Origin of the sequence: Levilactobacillus zymae DSM 19395 (assembly GCF_001434115.1) — a bacterium.
GTDB classification, from domain to species: domain Bacteria; phylum Bacillota; class Bacilli; order Lactobacillales; family Lactobacillaceae; genus Levilactobacillus; species Levilactobacillus zymae.
In genome coordinates, this window is the sequence record NZ_AZDW01000041.1 from 20867 (window position 1) to 34098 (window position 13232).

Here is a 13232-nt window from a genome sequence, read left to right on the forward strand (position 1 = left end):
GTCAGCCGACTTTTTGTTTGGCGCCCTGCCCGTTTGGGGTGGTACTAGGGTTACTTCCGCCAAGCGCCATTCATTTTTTGTCAAAATCGTCATGGCACCCCATTTAATTTTACCTAGGAGGCTATCCCTTGAATCCCCGTAAACTCAAAAAACTAAAAAAGACTTTCCGCCACCAACCGTTACCCCAGCAGCGCACGGCCTACATGGACCGGATGAACGGCTACTACAAGCAGTTCAACGATTACCCGGCCATCAAGTTGCTCATTAGCAACGTTTTACTGGCCGACCGCATGTTAGCCGTCGGCGACCTACCACAACAGTTGCCCCTGCTTCAATTGCCGGATAACAGTGAAGACCTGATTTACCAAAAACTCAACCAGCTTTACCCGGCCGGCGACAAGACCGGCGACAAAATCTGGAACGACCTAATCGATGCACTGCCGCACCTGGATCACGACCTGCGCTCCTTCCGCGACTACCTGGAAGACCATTACGGCATGTGGGCCTACACCCCGCGGCCGTTCATCAGCGACCTCGCCGACTTTGTGGGCGACCGGGCCGTCCTCGAAGTCATGGCCGGTAACGGCTACATCTCCAAGGGCCTCCGCGACGCGCACAAGACCGTCTACGCCACGGATAGCCAGGCCTGGACCGCCGAAAACGAAACCGGCCGGCACCCCGTAACGACCATCGAGGCCTTGAGTGCCGTGGACGCCTTTCAGAAATACCACGATCAGGTCGGCGTGGTGGTGATGTCCTGGTCCCCGGACGGCCTACCGTTGGATTGGGAACTCCTGCAAGCCATTCGCCAGTCCCACGCCACGGTGGACTTCGTGGTCCTCGGTGAACCGCACGGGGCCACCGGATCGACCAAGTTCTGGGACAACGCCGAATTTATCGAAAACGCCGCATCCCGCCAGCTGAACCGCCACTACACCGCTATCGATCTGATTAAAGACCATGTTTATCTGGTGAAATAGCCAAGCTATTTACGACTTTAAGCCAAGAAAAATCATTTAAGCTGTCAGCATAAATTCAAGGTATTTAAATTCCCTTTGTATGACATATGGTATACAATTATGATTACAAGGAGGGATTATCGATGCAAAATACTGATACCGATCGCGTTAACTCGCGAATCGACTCGACCATAAAGCTCAAAGCCCAAGCTGAACTTAAGAAAAACGGCTTAACTATCTCGGAATACATTCGGATTATTTTAACCGGCGTGGCTGAACACGGCCTACCAGAAAACTTCGCGATGCCTTCTACAGACGTCAACCAGGCCATCTTAGAAATGGTGGACGCTAAGGCCCAGCATCAATCGCTTCCCGGTGGGGACAGTAAAGCAGCTTTTGAACGGACACTCAAATGATGTCGCATCGAATTGAACGAACCGCTCTGTTTCACAAACAATTTAAAAAGGTTCAGAAGGATCCCCGGTGGCGTCCAATCTTTGAGGGAATTGCCCCTTTGGAAAATAACACCTTATCTGCTTGGGATTATGTCCTAGTTTGCTTTTTTGAACGTCGCCCCATCCCGGAATATTTCTATCCACACGAACTCAAAATTTCCAACAAACTCAAACAACAAATCAAAAAACGGCTTGGTATCCATCAGAATATGACTATCAAAATCCTTGAGTTGCATTTTGATGGCCACAATGGCGATCATTTATTGGTCTATCATGACACACCAGCAATAACCACAATGATTGCTATCGGTACCCACCATACAATTTTCGACCAACTATAGTTCATGTTAAAAAGACCGTTCCAGCCCACTAATTTAGTGGACCGAAACGGTCTTTTACTATCCGAAACCCCGTGGGCCTCTAACACAATTCAGAATAATAGCTAATCCAATTCCGTGGTCACCGAGCGCTGGGTCGGCAAGTTCCCCCGCCAGATCCAACCGTCGGCATCGTTCCGATCGCTGGGCACCCGGTAAATCGGCGTCACACGTTGCGAACGCCTCGCCGGATAACACGTTACCGCCGTCGCGATTCGGTCCTGACCGTAATGCACGCGTAACTGCTTGACCGCGAGACGGTTGTCCGCCACTAACACGTGCGAGTGCCTCGCCGTCGTCGAACTAATGGCCGCGGCATACATCCCCGATAAACTTAAACCTAATAACATCCCCGCTTTGAAAAATTTATGCATAAGTCTAAATTCCCCTCTATATTATCAGCCGACGTCGCGGGCCCCGATTCCCGCCGTGCCGGTCACACTAAATACACCACATTACTCTCCCTAATTTCAGTCTAGCACAAAATCAATTACCCGATGAGATAACTTTTCATTTCCTGGTTTAGTCGTCATTAGCAACCCATGTGCCAACCTGAACCCAACCAGAGAAAGCTGCAAACACCCCCGATGAGAACCACCAACGCCACCAGATACACCCCCGTCAGCGCGGTGACCAGCGGCCGATTCGTAGTGGCTGCGGGTTGCCGACTCGCCACGGCCGTGGTCCGCACCACCAGTGTGACCAGCAGACTCACGACGCCTAAAACCACTAATAAGTATGCCCACATCATGTTAATCACCTTTCCTTACGATTATCAGTTACCAGACATTTTCCGCCGGCTTAGTGGGCCACTCGAGTCCGGCCCGCTTAGTCGGTCGCAATAAAATAAGCGCCGTGACCACGTAAACACCCGCTACCGCGAGGCTCACCGGCAACGATGCCGTGGGCCGACTCTCCTCGGCGAGACCGGTCATGGCCATCACCGTGAAGTCGTTGACGAAGTGGCAGACGATCGGCCACAGCAATCCCCGCGTGCGCAGATAAACGGCGGACAACAACATCGCTAGGGCCCACGCGTTGCCCATCTGGAGCAACGTGACGTTTAACGGCTGGTGGACCCAGTTGACCAGGTGAAACAGGCCAAAGATCAGGCTGGCACCCATTACCGCACTCAGTAAGTGCCGCGGTAACAAGCGCATGACCAGCGCCAAGACCAGGCCGCGAAAGAAGTATTCCTCATAACTGGCCGCGCATAACGCTAACAAGAAGGCCAGCGTCACCGGCATCACGAAGGGCTGGAGTTGAACCCGGGTGAAGGCTAACAGCTTCAACCCCGTCAGCGCGATGACCACCAGTGGCACCGCGTTAATGGTCACCTGTTGGCGCAGGGGTAAGGCCGACCGCAGAAAGATCGGGACCCGTAGCCATTCGGCGTTTAGCCCCAGCATGAGGACCAACAGGATGCCGTCTTGCAAGATGATATCGGTGGGATCGGACAGTTGGCGCAGATGGCCAATCGTCCCCAACCCCAGCATCACCACTAATGACAGGGCACAGAGTCCACCTAAGCGTAAGATTGCTTTGATGTGCATGCCGTTACCGCCCCCTCAATAAGCCCATTATAGGCGGGCTTTAGCGGGACCGATTTAAACCCTTACTGGTTGGGTCAACCAACCGGTCAAACAATTTAACGGTTTTAAATTGAATTGGTGGGTCAATCACCACGCCCCTATACAAAACGACCGGCGCCCCCATTATCCGGAGCGCCGGTCGTTTGCGTATTTATTGTTAATTTTCCAACGCCGCAAAGTTGGCTTGCACCTTAGGCAGCTGCTGGCGCCGTAAGAGGTACAGCGCCACGCCACAGTACAGGACGACCATCGCCCCGACCGCGATGACGCTGCCCACCGGCCGGGCTTCTTCGGACAGGCCCCCGATCAGGATGGCCACGAAGTCGTTAAAGAAGTGAATCAGAATCGGCCAGACCAGACTCCGCGTGCGCAGATAACTGGCCGCGAACAACACGCCCAACGCAAAGGCGTTTAGGATCTGCACCAGTGTTGGTTCCAGCCCCTGGTGGGTCAGGTTGACCAGGTGCGTGGCGCCGAACAGCAGGCTGCTCAACGCGACCGCTGCCCAGATTCGCCGTAGCGTGGTCAGGTGAAAGAGCCGCAAGCACAGCCCCAAAATCAACCCGCGAAACAGGTATTCCTCACAACACCCCACGAGTAGTGAAATTACCAAGGTCAATCCCACGCCTAGCGCCGGTTGGCCCACCGTCAAACTGCCGACTAACGCGACGGCGAGCAACACCATCCAGATGATGGGAAGCGTATTGATTTTCAGCTGATCGCGTAACGGCGGTGTCGGCCGCAAGTAGACCGGCACGTGAAACCACCAGCGATTCAGTGCCAGCAACGCGACCAATAACACGCCGTCCTGGAGAAGTAACCGGCCCGTGGGACTCCAACCCAGGCTCCGCCCCAGAAACACCACGCCGAACATGATGCCTAAAACCAAAACCACTAATTCTAAAATCTGGATGCCTTGTCGTTGTAACTTCACGCCTAAATCCTCCTTTGCGCTCGTTTAGCGCAATCCACGGTTCTCTAAAGGTTAAGCATAGCACTTTGCCGCTCCAACGAATAGTCACACCAAAAAGGCCCCCGAAAGGTTCTTCGGCGGGCCGGAACTGGTCTTACTCACTTACGTTAAGTGACCCCTGCATCCCCACGATTACGCAGGTCGCAATCAACGCGATGAACGCGCTGACAATCACGGTATAAATCACTTGAACCGACGCGGCCCCCTTCGTCCGGGTCGCTCCCGTAGTTCCCCGAACGTGAAACGCCACGGCCAATTCCACCACGAAAAAGATCAACGGTAAATTGCGAATTAACATTTTCTCAGCTCCCCCAAGCTTATTTACCCCCATTATGCCAAGTTTTGCGGGGAAATAGGTCGCGGGGCGGTTGGTTAAGCCAACTCCACTTATAACAGCCCGAAATTACCAAATCTTTACTAGTTTTGCCCATTGAATTTAGCATGTGAGCCGACGCGCACCTAATTGGTCAACGAAACTTCGTTTGAAATCCCATTTTTTCAAGCGTATGATTTTTAAGGCAATTAAAATACTATTTTTCTGTTCCGCCAAGTCACGCCAGCTGACGAGCGACTGTTCAGATAAGGAGTGACTTTTGGTGAATGATTTATTTGAAAAAGCCCCGATTCCGAAGGCCTACCTGCAATTAGCCCTGCCCGTGGTGTTGGGGATGGTCGCCAGCATGATCTACAACCTGGCAGACACGTTTTTCGTGGCTCAAACCGGTAACGCCGACCTGGTTGCCGGTATTGCCCTGGGCAGTCCCCTGTTCTCGTTCATGCTAGCCATTGGGGACATCTTCGGCCTCGGCGGCAGTGCCGTGATTTCGCGGGTCCTCGGGAAACACGACTACCAACAAAGTGCCCGGATCAGTAGCTTTTGCTTTTACGCCGCCATCGCTTTGAGCCTGGTTCTGACCGTCCTGCTACTGGTTTTTGAGGCACCCATCTTGACCCTCCTCGGGGCCACTAACGCCACGCGGCCCTACATTGCCGACTTCTACCGGGTGTTGGTCCTGGGGTCCACCTTCATCATCGTGTCGTTAGTCCCCGGTAACATTATTCGCACGGAGGGCTTGGCGCAACTGTCGATGATCGCCACCGTTAGTGGGACGATTCTCACGATCATCCTCGACCCGCTGTTTCTCTTCGGCTTCCACTGGGGCGCTGCGGGCGTGGCATTCACCAACGTGTTGGGCTTTGCCGTGAATACCGGGCTGCTGGTGATTTTCATGCGCCGGGCCAAATCGTTATCGTTAGCACCCAACCAAGCCCACATTTCACGTCCCACGTTTAAGGCGGTCGTGGCCGTGGGCATCCCGGCGTCCCTGACCAACCTGACTCAGAGTTTCGGCTTAATGCTGCTCAATAGTTACCTCGCCGCGTACGGGGCCCAAGCCGTGGCGGCCATGGGCATCGTCCAAAAAATCTACATGGTCGTGATGATGGTGATGATTGGGTTTGCGTTCGGGGCCCAGCCCTTGATCGGCTATAATTACGGTGCGAAAAATTGGCCCCGGCTACGCGCAACGCTCCGGTTCGACCTCAAAATCGAAGGTGGCTACGCCCTGGTCTGCGCCATTCTGTTAATCATCTTCGCGCCCCAGTTAATTGCCTTGTTCATGAATCAGCCCACCATTGTGGCCATGGGCACGGTGATGTTGCGCGCCATCCTGATCACCACGCCGTTAGTGGGCTTCATCCTGGTGTTCACGACCGTCTTCCAATCGGTCGGTAACGGCACCAGTGCCCTGATTATGGCCCTCGCCCGGCAAGCGGTCTTACTGGGCCTAGCCATCGTGATTCTGGCGCACTTCTTCGGGTTAACTGGGATCATCTGGGCCCAACCCGTGGCCGACGTCTTAACCTGCCTGATTGGTAGCTGGCTTTACCGCCGGGCCTTTCGGGACGTTCCCTTGCGCGCCTAACTTGACCGTTAGACAAAAAAAACGAGCCGAGAAGTAAACTTCTCGGCTCGTTTTTGGCAGCCGTTAGGGCGAACCCTAACAGGATTTATTTTGGAATCCACATTCCCGCAAAATCAGACACATCACAATACGGTGATCAAAAGTGCCCTGCCGCTCAAAATTCACCTAGCCGCTTGCGCGGACGTGATTGGCAAGCCAATCGCGCGTGATTTCTCGACTCATCGCATAGAGATACTCTACCATATCTCCACTCGCGATGCAAGGCCCAAACAAAAACGCCCAGGCAGTCTCCCGGACGCTCAGCGTTACTTCTTAGTGGTGGTTTTCTTCGCCGTGGTCTTGCGCGTGGTCGTTTTGCGCTTGGTCGCCGGCTTGCGTGCGGCCGAAGTCTTCGCCTTAGTGGCGGGTTGCTTCAGGTCGGCCTTGGGTTGATCCGTGGCGGCCGCGGCTTCCTTGGCGTTTTCGGCGGCCGTCTGCAACTTCTCGATTTGCAACTTTAACCAGTCGTGTAGGCTGGCATCCGCCGTGTCCGCCTGGGCCACGTAGGTGTCGGCCGGAGCCAACGCGTCGATCCGTAAGCCCGACACGTTAATGTCCGGCGTTTCGATCACGGCATTGACGTTCAGCGGCGCCGTTTCGGCCACGTCCATAATCTTCGCAATGGTCTTGGTATCCTGCAGCGGCAGGTTGATCACGCTAAGTTCCAACCGCACCGAAATATCGGTCCCGTTGACCGTGGTTTCGGCCTGGGCCAAGTGATTCTGGCCAATCTGCTCGCGGATAAAGGCGGCTAACGGGGCCACCGCCTTGTCCGGGTCGGCATAAAAAGCCTTTTGGGGCGTCTTCGAGGTGAAATGTTCCACCTCATCGTTCTCGACAGCATCAATAAAATCTTGAATCTTGCGTTCCATTTCTACTCACCTCGTCCTATTCGCCAAATCGTCTGCGGTCACGGGCGTCGCGTTCGGCTTTCCGTAAGCGCAATGCCAGGACTAACCAGTAGGCGTTGGCCACCAGCATCCCAATGCTAAAGGCGGACATCACCAACCGAATGGTCAAGCTGGCGTGACTGGTCCCCCACATCACGAACACCATGCCCAGCAGACCCAAAGAATACAACACAATCACGAGTCCCAGCAAGTAAAATGATGGTTTCCAGTTTAAAATGGCTAACACAATCGGCACGGCGTACAGGACCAGTGCCAGCAGTGACGTCCGACCGAAGTCGTTGGCGACGCTCCCAATTTTAACGAAGGGTTGGTTCATCAAAAAGTTGATCACCAGAAAACCCACCAGCGAAATAATGGCCCACGAAATAACGTTGCGATCTCTCATTTAAAAAACTCCTTATAATAGTCGGGAAACTAAAAAACGCGGCCAACCGACCGCGTTTAGTCAATTTGATTCTATTCTAACGTATTCCGCAGGGAAAATCAGTAAAATCTCCGAATCCGTTTTCAACTAGTCGACTAACAGGTCCAAGATGGCGTTCACGTCAATTCCGTTGAAGTACTTCTGCGTATCTACGGCGTTCAACACGGCCCCGACATGTTCGCGGTCGTAACGCACCCCTTCCAGCTTATCCGCCAGTTCGGTCACGTCACTTGGCCCGAAGAAGTCCCCGTAGAACTTGATGTTCTTGATCTTACCACCTTCGACCAATAACCGTGCGTCGATGGTGCCGGCCGTGAAGTGTTGCCGCTTCTTGACCGTGAATTCTGGGGAGTTGCCGTAAACCCAATCCCAGTTGCTGTAGTATTGGTTGAAAATCTCGTCAATGGCGGCTTGTTCGTCGTCGTTGATTTGAACTTCCTTGTCCTTGATGGCATCGAGGTTATCAACGTGGAAGAGTTCCTTCAGCAAGGTGTCCCGGAATTCTGGCACGGTCAGGTTCTGGTATTCCGGTGCCAGGTATGGCTTGAGGTTCGTGACCCGAGAACGCACGGACTTGATCCCCTTGGACTTCATCTTGTCGGCTGGGACGTTCAGGGCGTGGGCAATCACGTCTTGGTCCACGTCGAGCATTAAGGTCCCGTGGGAGAAAGTTTTACCGCTGTGCGAATACATCGCGTTGCCGGAGAACTTCTTGCCGTCAACTAAGATATCGTTCCGGCCGGACACTTCGGCACTGGTGGCACCCATGTCATGCAAGGCGTCGACGACCGGTTGAACGAAGGACTTGAAGTCCCCGAATTCTTCACTGTCGCTATCCACCACGAAGCTAAAGCACAGGTTCCCTAAGTCTTGGTAGACCGCGCCCCCACCGGATAACCGCCGAGTTACGGTGATATTGTTTTCTTCAACGTACTTTTGGTTGATTTCTTCCAAAGTGTTTTGGTTACGGCCCACAATGATGCAGGGACCTTCGTAGTAGAACAAAACTAATGGTTCATCGAATTGCTTGTTGTTCATTAAGTATTGTTCGGTGGCTAAGTTCCGCCGAATATCGTGTGACTTCATCGCATACCAGTACATAACCCAAAAACCCCTTTCAAATTAACCAACCGCGCACCCGGCGACCAAACCGGGGACACTGGTTACTTAAAATCATAGCACGGATTGAAAACGATTACAATTGTGCTTTCAATTATAAATTTTATTGTGAAAGATTACGCAAAATTGTTCTCACAGTGACTGGTTTTTAACCGTACGGGGGCCCGTAAAATTTTGAAAGTTATCGAAATATCACGATCCGAGATAACGAAATTTATGTGACCCACCGCTGGTCAACCCCGAGCCGCACAACACCCCGTGGGCACGCAAAAAGGGCGCCCACCATGGGGGTGCCCTTTTCGGCCGGGATGTTTTTCCTGGCTGGTGATACTTAATGGTGGCCGTAACCGCCATCCCTTTTATACCTACATTATAAGCGCTTTCATTAAGAAAGGGGTCAATTTTGCTCAGTTAGGCCTGGGGATGATCCTGACCCACCAGATTGCGGAAGAAGCCGTGATTGTGTAAATCCTGCTTCAGATCCGTCATGGTGAATCGGTGATAAAACCGCCGATAGTCCTCATCGGCTAAGGTGAATAAATCGGTCAGCGTCTGTGAGATATTTGCCGAAATATCGGTGCTGTCGCTGGCCTTGGCGCCTTTAGAATCCCCCGTAATAAAGCGCGCGTAACTAATCGTTGGTGGAATCGTCAAATCGTATAATTCACCCACGTTGATGTCACTCAGATCACGAATCAGTTGGTACCCCCCATTTTTACCGACCGACCCTTCGATGTAACCCTGTTTATGCAACACCGATAAGATGTTACGGATCATCACCGCGTTCAGTTGTAAGGACGTTGCCAATTCCCGGCTAGCAATCTTACGGGGACGATTCTCGTCCAGGTAAAGCAAGCTGTGAACGGCAACGGAAAAGTCTAGTCTCATGGTTCCGCCATCACTTTCCAAAATTCTGTAATCTTATTTCTATAATAACACACTCCGTTAACGAATCTTTGATGATTTTGTGAGTTCGTGGCGAATTCTCCGAGTTTGACGCGGCCTGTATAATTTTTAGATTGCTGTATATCATTCGCTGGTTGATTTAATTCGTGGTTGATAAGTTCTTGGATTGTCTATTAAGTAGTGTCCTGCTTACCTGTTGCACTTCAATTGCAAATTCATTGCACGAAAATTCCTCTTCACCAAAATAGTGGGTAGTCACTGGTCAACCGTTTAAAAATTAAAAAGCACCGTCATCCTCCCCGAATGACGGTGCCTGATTCCTACATTTTAAAATATTTCCGCCGCGCGTAAGCGTCCCACAGTGCCATCACCAGTAAGACGATTCCGCTTAGACCGAGGCACAGGTGCCACTCCCACATGACGCCGCCGAACGAGTCTCGCCACAAGTTATAGAAATTCAATAATAAGATCATGGCTAACCAAAATTTCACGGACCTTAGCATGTTCATTTCCCCCGTTTCTAAACCCGGGCTTCCACCCAGTGACGCATCAGATACACGTTAACGCCACTCATCACGACCGTCCAGAAGACGGGTACCGCTAAACTGATCCAATCTTGCGCCGTGTCGGACACGTGCCCCACGATACGCGTTTGCACGTCCAGCCCCCAACTCACGGCCATGATTCCCGCGTAAACCAGCAGGATGGCAAGCCCGATTTTGACCAGTTTTTGCTGGAAGTTCGGTAAAAAGGCACTAATCGTCGTTACGATGAACTGGACCAGAATAACGGCCGCCCACACCCATAGCGTCACCAGGACCACCATCGCGGCAAGATAACCCAGCGCCAAATATAAGCTGGCATCCCGATAGCTACTAGCACCACTATTGCTGAGGATAAAATTCCGGACTTGGTCCCGTTCGTGCTGATCCAACCACGGCCAGTTAAACCCAATCACCGTGAGACTTAATCCGACGACCAGCACGTAGACGTCGGCCATGAACGAACTGACTAAACTCGCCAGATAGAGTTGCCACTCACGTACCGGCATTAACCGGTACGTCACGCTCACCAATTCTCGGCTACCACGCCGAGCCAAGTCAATTAAGGTCACGAGACCCCAGACTCCCGCAAAGGCTAAGAACGTGCCGGGAACATCCATCTCCGTAACCCCGTCCAGCCAGACTTGCACCCCTAGACTGACCACCACGGTAATCAAATACAATCCGACTAACAGATTAGCTCGATGTAATTTGGGCCGCCAAAGGACCCGTAAACTCTCCTGAAACGTGGCCATGGCCAACGCCTCCCCTAAAAATTTAGTACTTGGCTTCCACCCAATGCTTTAACAAGTAAACGTTGAGGGTTCCCAATACGATTGCCGCCAACACCACCGCAACGAAGCTATACGCCATGATGGGAACCAGCTGTTCCGTCAAGCCGTTAAACAGCGTGTGTTGCAGTTCAAACAGCCAGACCATCACGCGAATAATCAGCACGATCAGCAGAATGGCGAGCACCAGCTTAATCAGCCACTGTGCCACGTTAGGCAAGAAGGCACTAATCGTGGTCACCACAAAGTGAATCGTACTAATGAGCATCCAGGCCAGAACGCCCACCAGAAAGAACAGCACCACGATGTAGGTCGCGATACCCCCGAGTTGTAGCGGCGAGTAGTCACTGTGGGCGCCGCGAAATAACTCGGCCAGTAGCTGATGCACATTGCCACCGTGAAACCCTAGATAACTCACCAACATGATGGCCGACCGCACCACCAAGAAATACAGCGCCCCAACCGCTGTCGCGGTCAACTCGGCTAGATAAAAGCTGGTGTTGGTCGCTGGCATTTGCCGATAGGTCGCACTGGTATGGTCTTTTTCCATCTGCCACGCCAGCCAGACAAAGACCAGCAGCCCGAATCCCGAGCCACTACCGACCGCTGCGTTCGCCAGACTCATCCCGTTTAAGCCGTCATGAAATCCCTGCAGGACCAGCGAAATCACCATCACCAACAGATACAAGCCTAAAATCGCGTTCATATCATGAAACTTGGGCCGCCACAGGGCCCGAAACATGGCTTTAAATCCCGTCACGTGTGTCACTCCCCTTCCCCTAATACCGGGCTTCGACCCACCGCCGAAGCAGATAAATGTTCACCCAGATTTCAACGGCCGCCCAAATCACGGCAATGACCAACAGATAAATCAGACTCGTTTGTAAAGCTTGATGCGCCATAAATTGCGTCTGCAAGGCGCCCAGCCATTTATTCAGGAGGGTCAATAAGCCAATCACCACGACGGCGATGATCACCTTGACCACCCGGTTACGACCGTTGGGCAGAAAGGCACTCGCGACGTTAACCAGAAAATGAATCAGGGTAATGGAGACCCAACCGGTAATCGTTAAGGCCACCAGGAGCAGGCCCACCAAGATCGCCCAATGCCACTCGTCTGCGCCCATGTGCCGCGCCGTTTCGTGGATCATCTGTCCCAGGCCGCTGTTCCGGTGTTCAAAAATTAGTCCGAGGCCCAAAATCCCTAGGCGAATTGCTGCCAGATAGGCAAAGGCAACGACGGTCGTGGCCAATCCGGCCAGGTAAACCGTCGCGTTAGTCGCGGGAAACAGCCGGTAGGTGTCGCTCACGTAATCGCATTCCGTCTGCACCGTTAGCCAGATGAAGGCCACCAAGCCCCAGCCAAAGCCGACGCCACTAGCACTGGTAAAGTCCAGGTTAGCCCAACCATCACTCCACAGCTGACCACCCAAGGTCACCACCAGAAGCAGCAGATAAATCACCAATAAGATGTTGACGATGCGAAATTTCGACCGCCACATGCTGCGAAAGGTCTCACTAAAGCTCGTCATCGTGAATATCCCCTCCGTACACGCTTTCGTAGAAGTCTTCGACCCCGATGCCGAACTGACTACGAATCTCCTCGCTACTCTTGTGCGTGCAAACCGTGTGGTCCTTGATGATCACCACTTCGTCAAGTAACGCCGCGATTTCGGTGACGTAGTGGTCACTGATCACCATGGTGGCGTCGTCGGCCTTCCACTTGATAATGCTACTGATGATGCGTTTACGACTCATACTGTCGATCCCATTAAAGGGTTCGTCCAGCAAGTAAACGGCCGCTTGGCGCGCTAAGGTCAGCGCGATGATGAACTTTTCGCGGGTCCCGCGGGACAACTTATTCAATTCCAAGTCGTCGTCAATCTGTAAGAACGTTACCAAATCTATGTATTTCTGGGCGGAAAAATCCGGGTAGACCGTCGCGTAAACGTCCCGAATCTGACTGAGCTTACTCCCCGGCCGAAACCCCTGTAAGGCTTCGGTGAAGCTGATCAGGCCGCGACGTTGGGTCCCGTCGGTCTTTTGGTTGATGGCGATGGTCCCCTTGGCACCCTTGGCCACGTCAGCCATCAGCCGCATCAGGGTGGTTTTCCCGGCACCGTTTTCCCCTAACAGGCCGACCACCTTCCCCGTGGCAATCTGTAACCTGAATTATTCATACCTTCCAAAAAAGTCGTCAGTTTTCATGTTTTTCAAAA

17 protein-coding genes are annotated in these 13232 nt (G+C 52.8%); 4 read left to right on the plus strand and 13 right to left on the minus strand.

All coding sequences use genetic code 11. The features are described from left to right. Window positions 1–128: 128 nt before the first annotated feature. From FD38_RS10115 to FD38_RS12690, 3 genes are all read left to right on the plus strand, one after another. Window positions 129–980 carry a hypothetical protein gene (locus tag FD38_RS10115; protein WP_057733853.1) on the plus strand — a complete coding sequence of 284 codons (852 nt, stop codon included), beginning with the start codon at window positions 129–131 and terminating at the stop codon, window positions 978–980. Window positions 981–1102: 122 nt separating this feature from the next. Further along, window positions 1103–1375 carry a type II toxin-antitoxin system RelB/DinJ family antitoxin gene (locus tag FD38_RS10120; protein ID WP_057733855.1) on the plus strand — a complete coding sequence of 91 codons (273 nt, stop codon included), beginning with the start codon at window positions 1103–1105 and terminating at the stop codon, window positions 1373–1375. Next, entirely contained in the window at window positions 1375–1755 is a 381-nt protein-coding gene (locus FD38_RS12690) for a replication associated protein (protein WP_083485341.1), read from the plus strand. The genes FD38_RS10120 and FD38_RS12690 overlap by 1 nt, the downstream gene beginning before the upstream one ends. A gap of 101 nt (window positions 1756–1856) precedes the next feature. Here the strand turns inward: FD38_RS12690 and FD38_RS10125 are convergent, their stop codons facing one another. From FD38_RS10125 to FD38_RS10145, 5 genes are all read right to left on the minus strand, one after another. Continuing rightward, window positions 1857–2165 carry a hypothetical protein gene (locus tag FD38_RS10125; protein ID WP_057733857.1) on the minus strand — a complete coding sequence of 103 codons (309 nt, stop codon included), beginning with the start codon at window positions 2163–2165 and terminating at the stop codon, window positions 1857–1859. Window positions 2166–2323: 158 nt separating this feature from the next. Continuing rightward, entirely contained in the window at window positions 2324–2542 is a 219-nt protein-coding gene (locus FD38_RS10130) for a hypothetical protein (protein WP_057733858.1), read from the minus strand. Window positions 2543–2570: 28 nt separating this feature from the next. After that, a complete protein-coding gene (locus tag FD38_RS10135) occupies window positions 2571–3344 on the minus strand; it encodes a CPBP family intramembrane glutamic endopeptidase (RefSeq protein WP_057733860.1) in 774 nt (257 codons plus the stop codon). Between the two features lie 196 nt (window positions 3345–3540). Next, on the minus strand, window positions 3541–4317 hold the full coding sequence (locus tag FD38_RS10140) for a CPBP family intramembrane glutamic endopeptidase (RefSeq protein ID WP_057733863.1): 777 nt from the start codon (window positions 4315–4317) through the stop codon (window positions 3541–3543). A gap of 133 nt (window positions 4318–4450) precedes the next feature. Next, entirely contained in the window at window positions 4451–4654 is a 204-nt protein-coding gene (locus FD38_RS10145; RefSeq protein ID WP_057733865.1) for a hypothetical protein, read from the minus strand. A gap of 298 nt (window positions 4655–4952) precedes the next feature. Between FD38_RS10145 and FD38_RS10150 the strand changes: the two genes are divergently transcribed. Beyond that, window positions 4953–6281: an MATE family efflux transporter gene (locus tag FD38_RS10150; protein ID WP_057733866.1), complete on the plus strand. Its 1329-nt coding sequence runs from the start codon at window positions 4953–4955 to the stop codon at window positions 6279–6281. A gap of 305 nt (window positions 6282–6586) precedes the next feature. Here the strand turns inward: FD38_RS10150 and FD38_RS10155 are convergent, their stop codons facing one another. The 8 genes from FD38_RS10155 to FD38_RS10195 all read right to left on the minus strand — a co-directional run bounded on the left by FD38_RS10155 (window position 6587) and on the right by FD38_RS10195 (window position 13173). Further along, window positions 6587–7192 carry a hypothetical protein gene (locus FD38_RS10155; RefSeq protein WP_225430814.1) on the minus strand — a complete coding sequence of 202 codons (606 nt, stop codon included), beginning with the start codon at window positions 7190–7192 and terminating at the stop codon, window positions 6587–6589. Window positions 7193–7208: 16 nt separating this feature from the next. Continuing rightward, complete coding sequence (locus tag FD38_RS10160; RefSeq protein ID WP_057733868.1) at window positions 7209–7616, minus strand: hypothetical protein; 408 nt, start codon at window positions 7614–7616, stop codon at window positions 7209–7211. A 126-nt stretch (window positions 7617–7742) separates the two neighbouring features. Then, window positions 7743–8756 carry a lipoate--protein ligase gene (locus tag FD38_RS10165; RefSeq protein WP_057733870.1) on the minus strand — a complete coding sequence of 338 codons (1014 nt, stop codon included), beginning with the start codon at window positions 8754–8756 and terminating at the stop codon, window positions 7743–7745. A 429-nt stretch (window positions 8757–9185) separates the two neighbouring features. Further along, on the minus strand, window positions 9186–9662 hold the full coding sequence (locus FD38_RS10170; RefSeq protein WP_057733872.1) for an RrF2 family transcriptional regulator: 477 nt from the start codon (window positions 9660–9662) through the stop codon (window positions 9186–9188). Between the two features lie 538 nt (window positions 9663–10200). Further along, entirely contained in the window at window positions 10201–10977 is a 777-nt protein-coding gene (locus FD38_RS10180; protein ID WP_057733876.1) for a hypothetical protein, read from the minus strand. 22 nt (window positions 10978–10999) lie between these two features. After that, entirely contained in the window at window positions 11000–11773 is a 774-nt protein-coding gene (locus FD38_RS10185) for a hypothetical protein (RefSeq protein WP_057733878.1), read from the minus strand. Window positions 11774–11792: 19 nt separating this feature from the next. Further along, window positions 11793–12545: a hypothetical protein gene (locus FD38_RS10190; RefSeq protein ID WP_057733880.1), complete on the minus strand. Its 753-nt coding sequence runs from the start codon at window positions 12543–12545 to the stop codon at window positions 11793–11795. Beyond that, complete coding sequence (locus tag FD38_RS10195) at window positions 12532–13173, minus strand: ATP-binding cassette domain-containing protein (RefSeq protein WP_152318955.1); 642 nt, start codon at window positions 13171–13173, stop codon at window positions 12532–12534. Before FD38_RS10195 ends, FD38_RS10190 begins: the two co-directional genes overlap by 14 nt. Window positions 13174–13232: the final 59 nt, after the last annotated feature.

Excerpts from the sequence above, each read along its gene's own strand:
- FD38_RS10190 (WP_057733880.1), bottom strand. The coding sequence starts at position 12,545 with ATGACGAGCTTTAGTGAGACCTTTCGCAGCATGTGGCGGTCGAAATTT.
- FD38_RS10170 (WP_057733872.1), bottom strand. The coding sequence starts at position 9,662 with ATGAGACTAGACTTTTCCGTTGCCGTTCACAGCTTGCTTTACCTGGAC.
- FD38_RS10125 (WP_057733857.1), bottom strand. The coding sequence starts at position 2,165 with ATGCATAAATTTTTCAAAGCGGGGATGTTATTAGGTTTAAGTTTATCG.
- FD38_RS10120 (WP_057733855.1), top strand. The coding sequence starts at position 1,103 with ATGCAAAATACTGATACCGATCGCGTTAACTCGCGAATCGACTCGACC.
- FD38_RS10130 (WP_057733858.1), bottom strand. The coding sequence starts at position 2,542 with ATGATGTGGGCATACTTATTAGTGGTTTTAGGCGTCGTGAGTCTGCTG.
- FD38_RS10135 (WP_057733860.1), bottom strand. The coding sequence starts at position 3,344 with ATGCACATCAAAGCAATCTTACGCTTAGGTGGACTCTGTGCCCTGTCA.
- FD38_RS10180 (WP_057733876.1), bottom strand. The coding sequence starts at position 10,977 with ATGGCCACGTTTCAGGAGAGTTTACGGGTCCTTTGGCGGCCCAAATTA.
- FD38_RS10165 (WP_057733870.1), bottom strand. The coding sequence starts at position 8,756 with ATGTACTGGTATGCGATGAAGTCACACGATATTCGGCGGAACTTAGCC.
- FD38_RS10145 (WP_057733865.1), bottom strand. The coding sequence starts at position 4,654 with ATGTTAATTCGCAATTTACCGTTGATCTTTTTCGTGGTGGAATTGGCC.
- FD38_RS10160 (WP_057733868.1), bottom strand. The coding sequence starts at position 7,616 with ATGAGAGATCGCAACGTTATTTCGTGGGCCATTATTTCGCTGGTGGGT.
- FD38_RS10155 (WP_225430814.1), bottom strand. The coding sequence starts at position 7,192 with ATGGAACGCAAGATTCAAGATTTTATTGATGCTGTCGAGAACGATGAG.
- FD38_RS12690 (WP_083485341.1), top strand. The coding sequence starts at position 1,375 with ATGTCGCATCGAATTGAACGAACCGCTCTGTTTCACAAACAATTTAAA.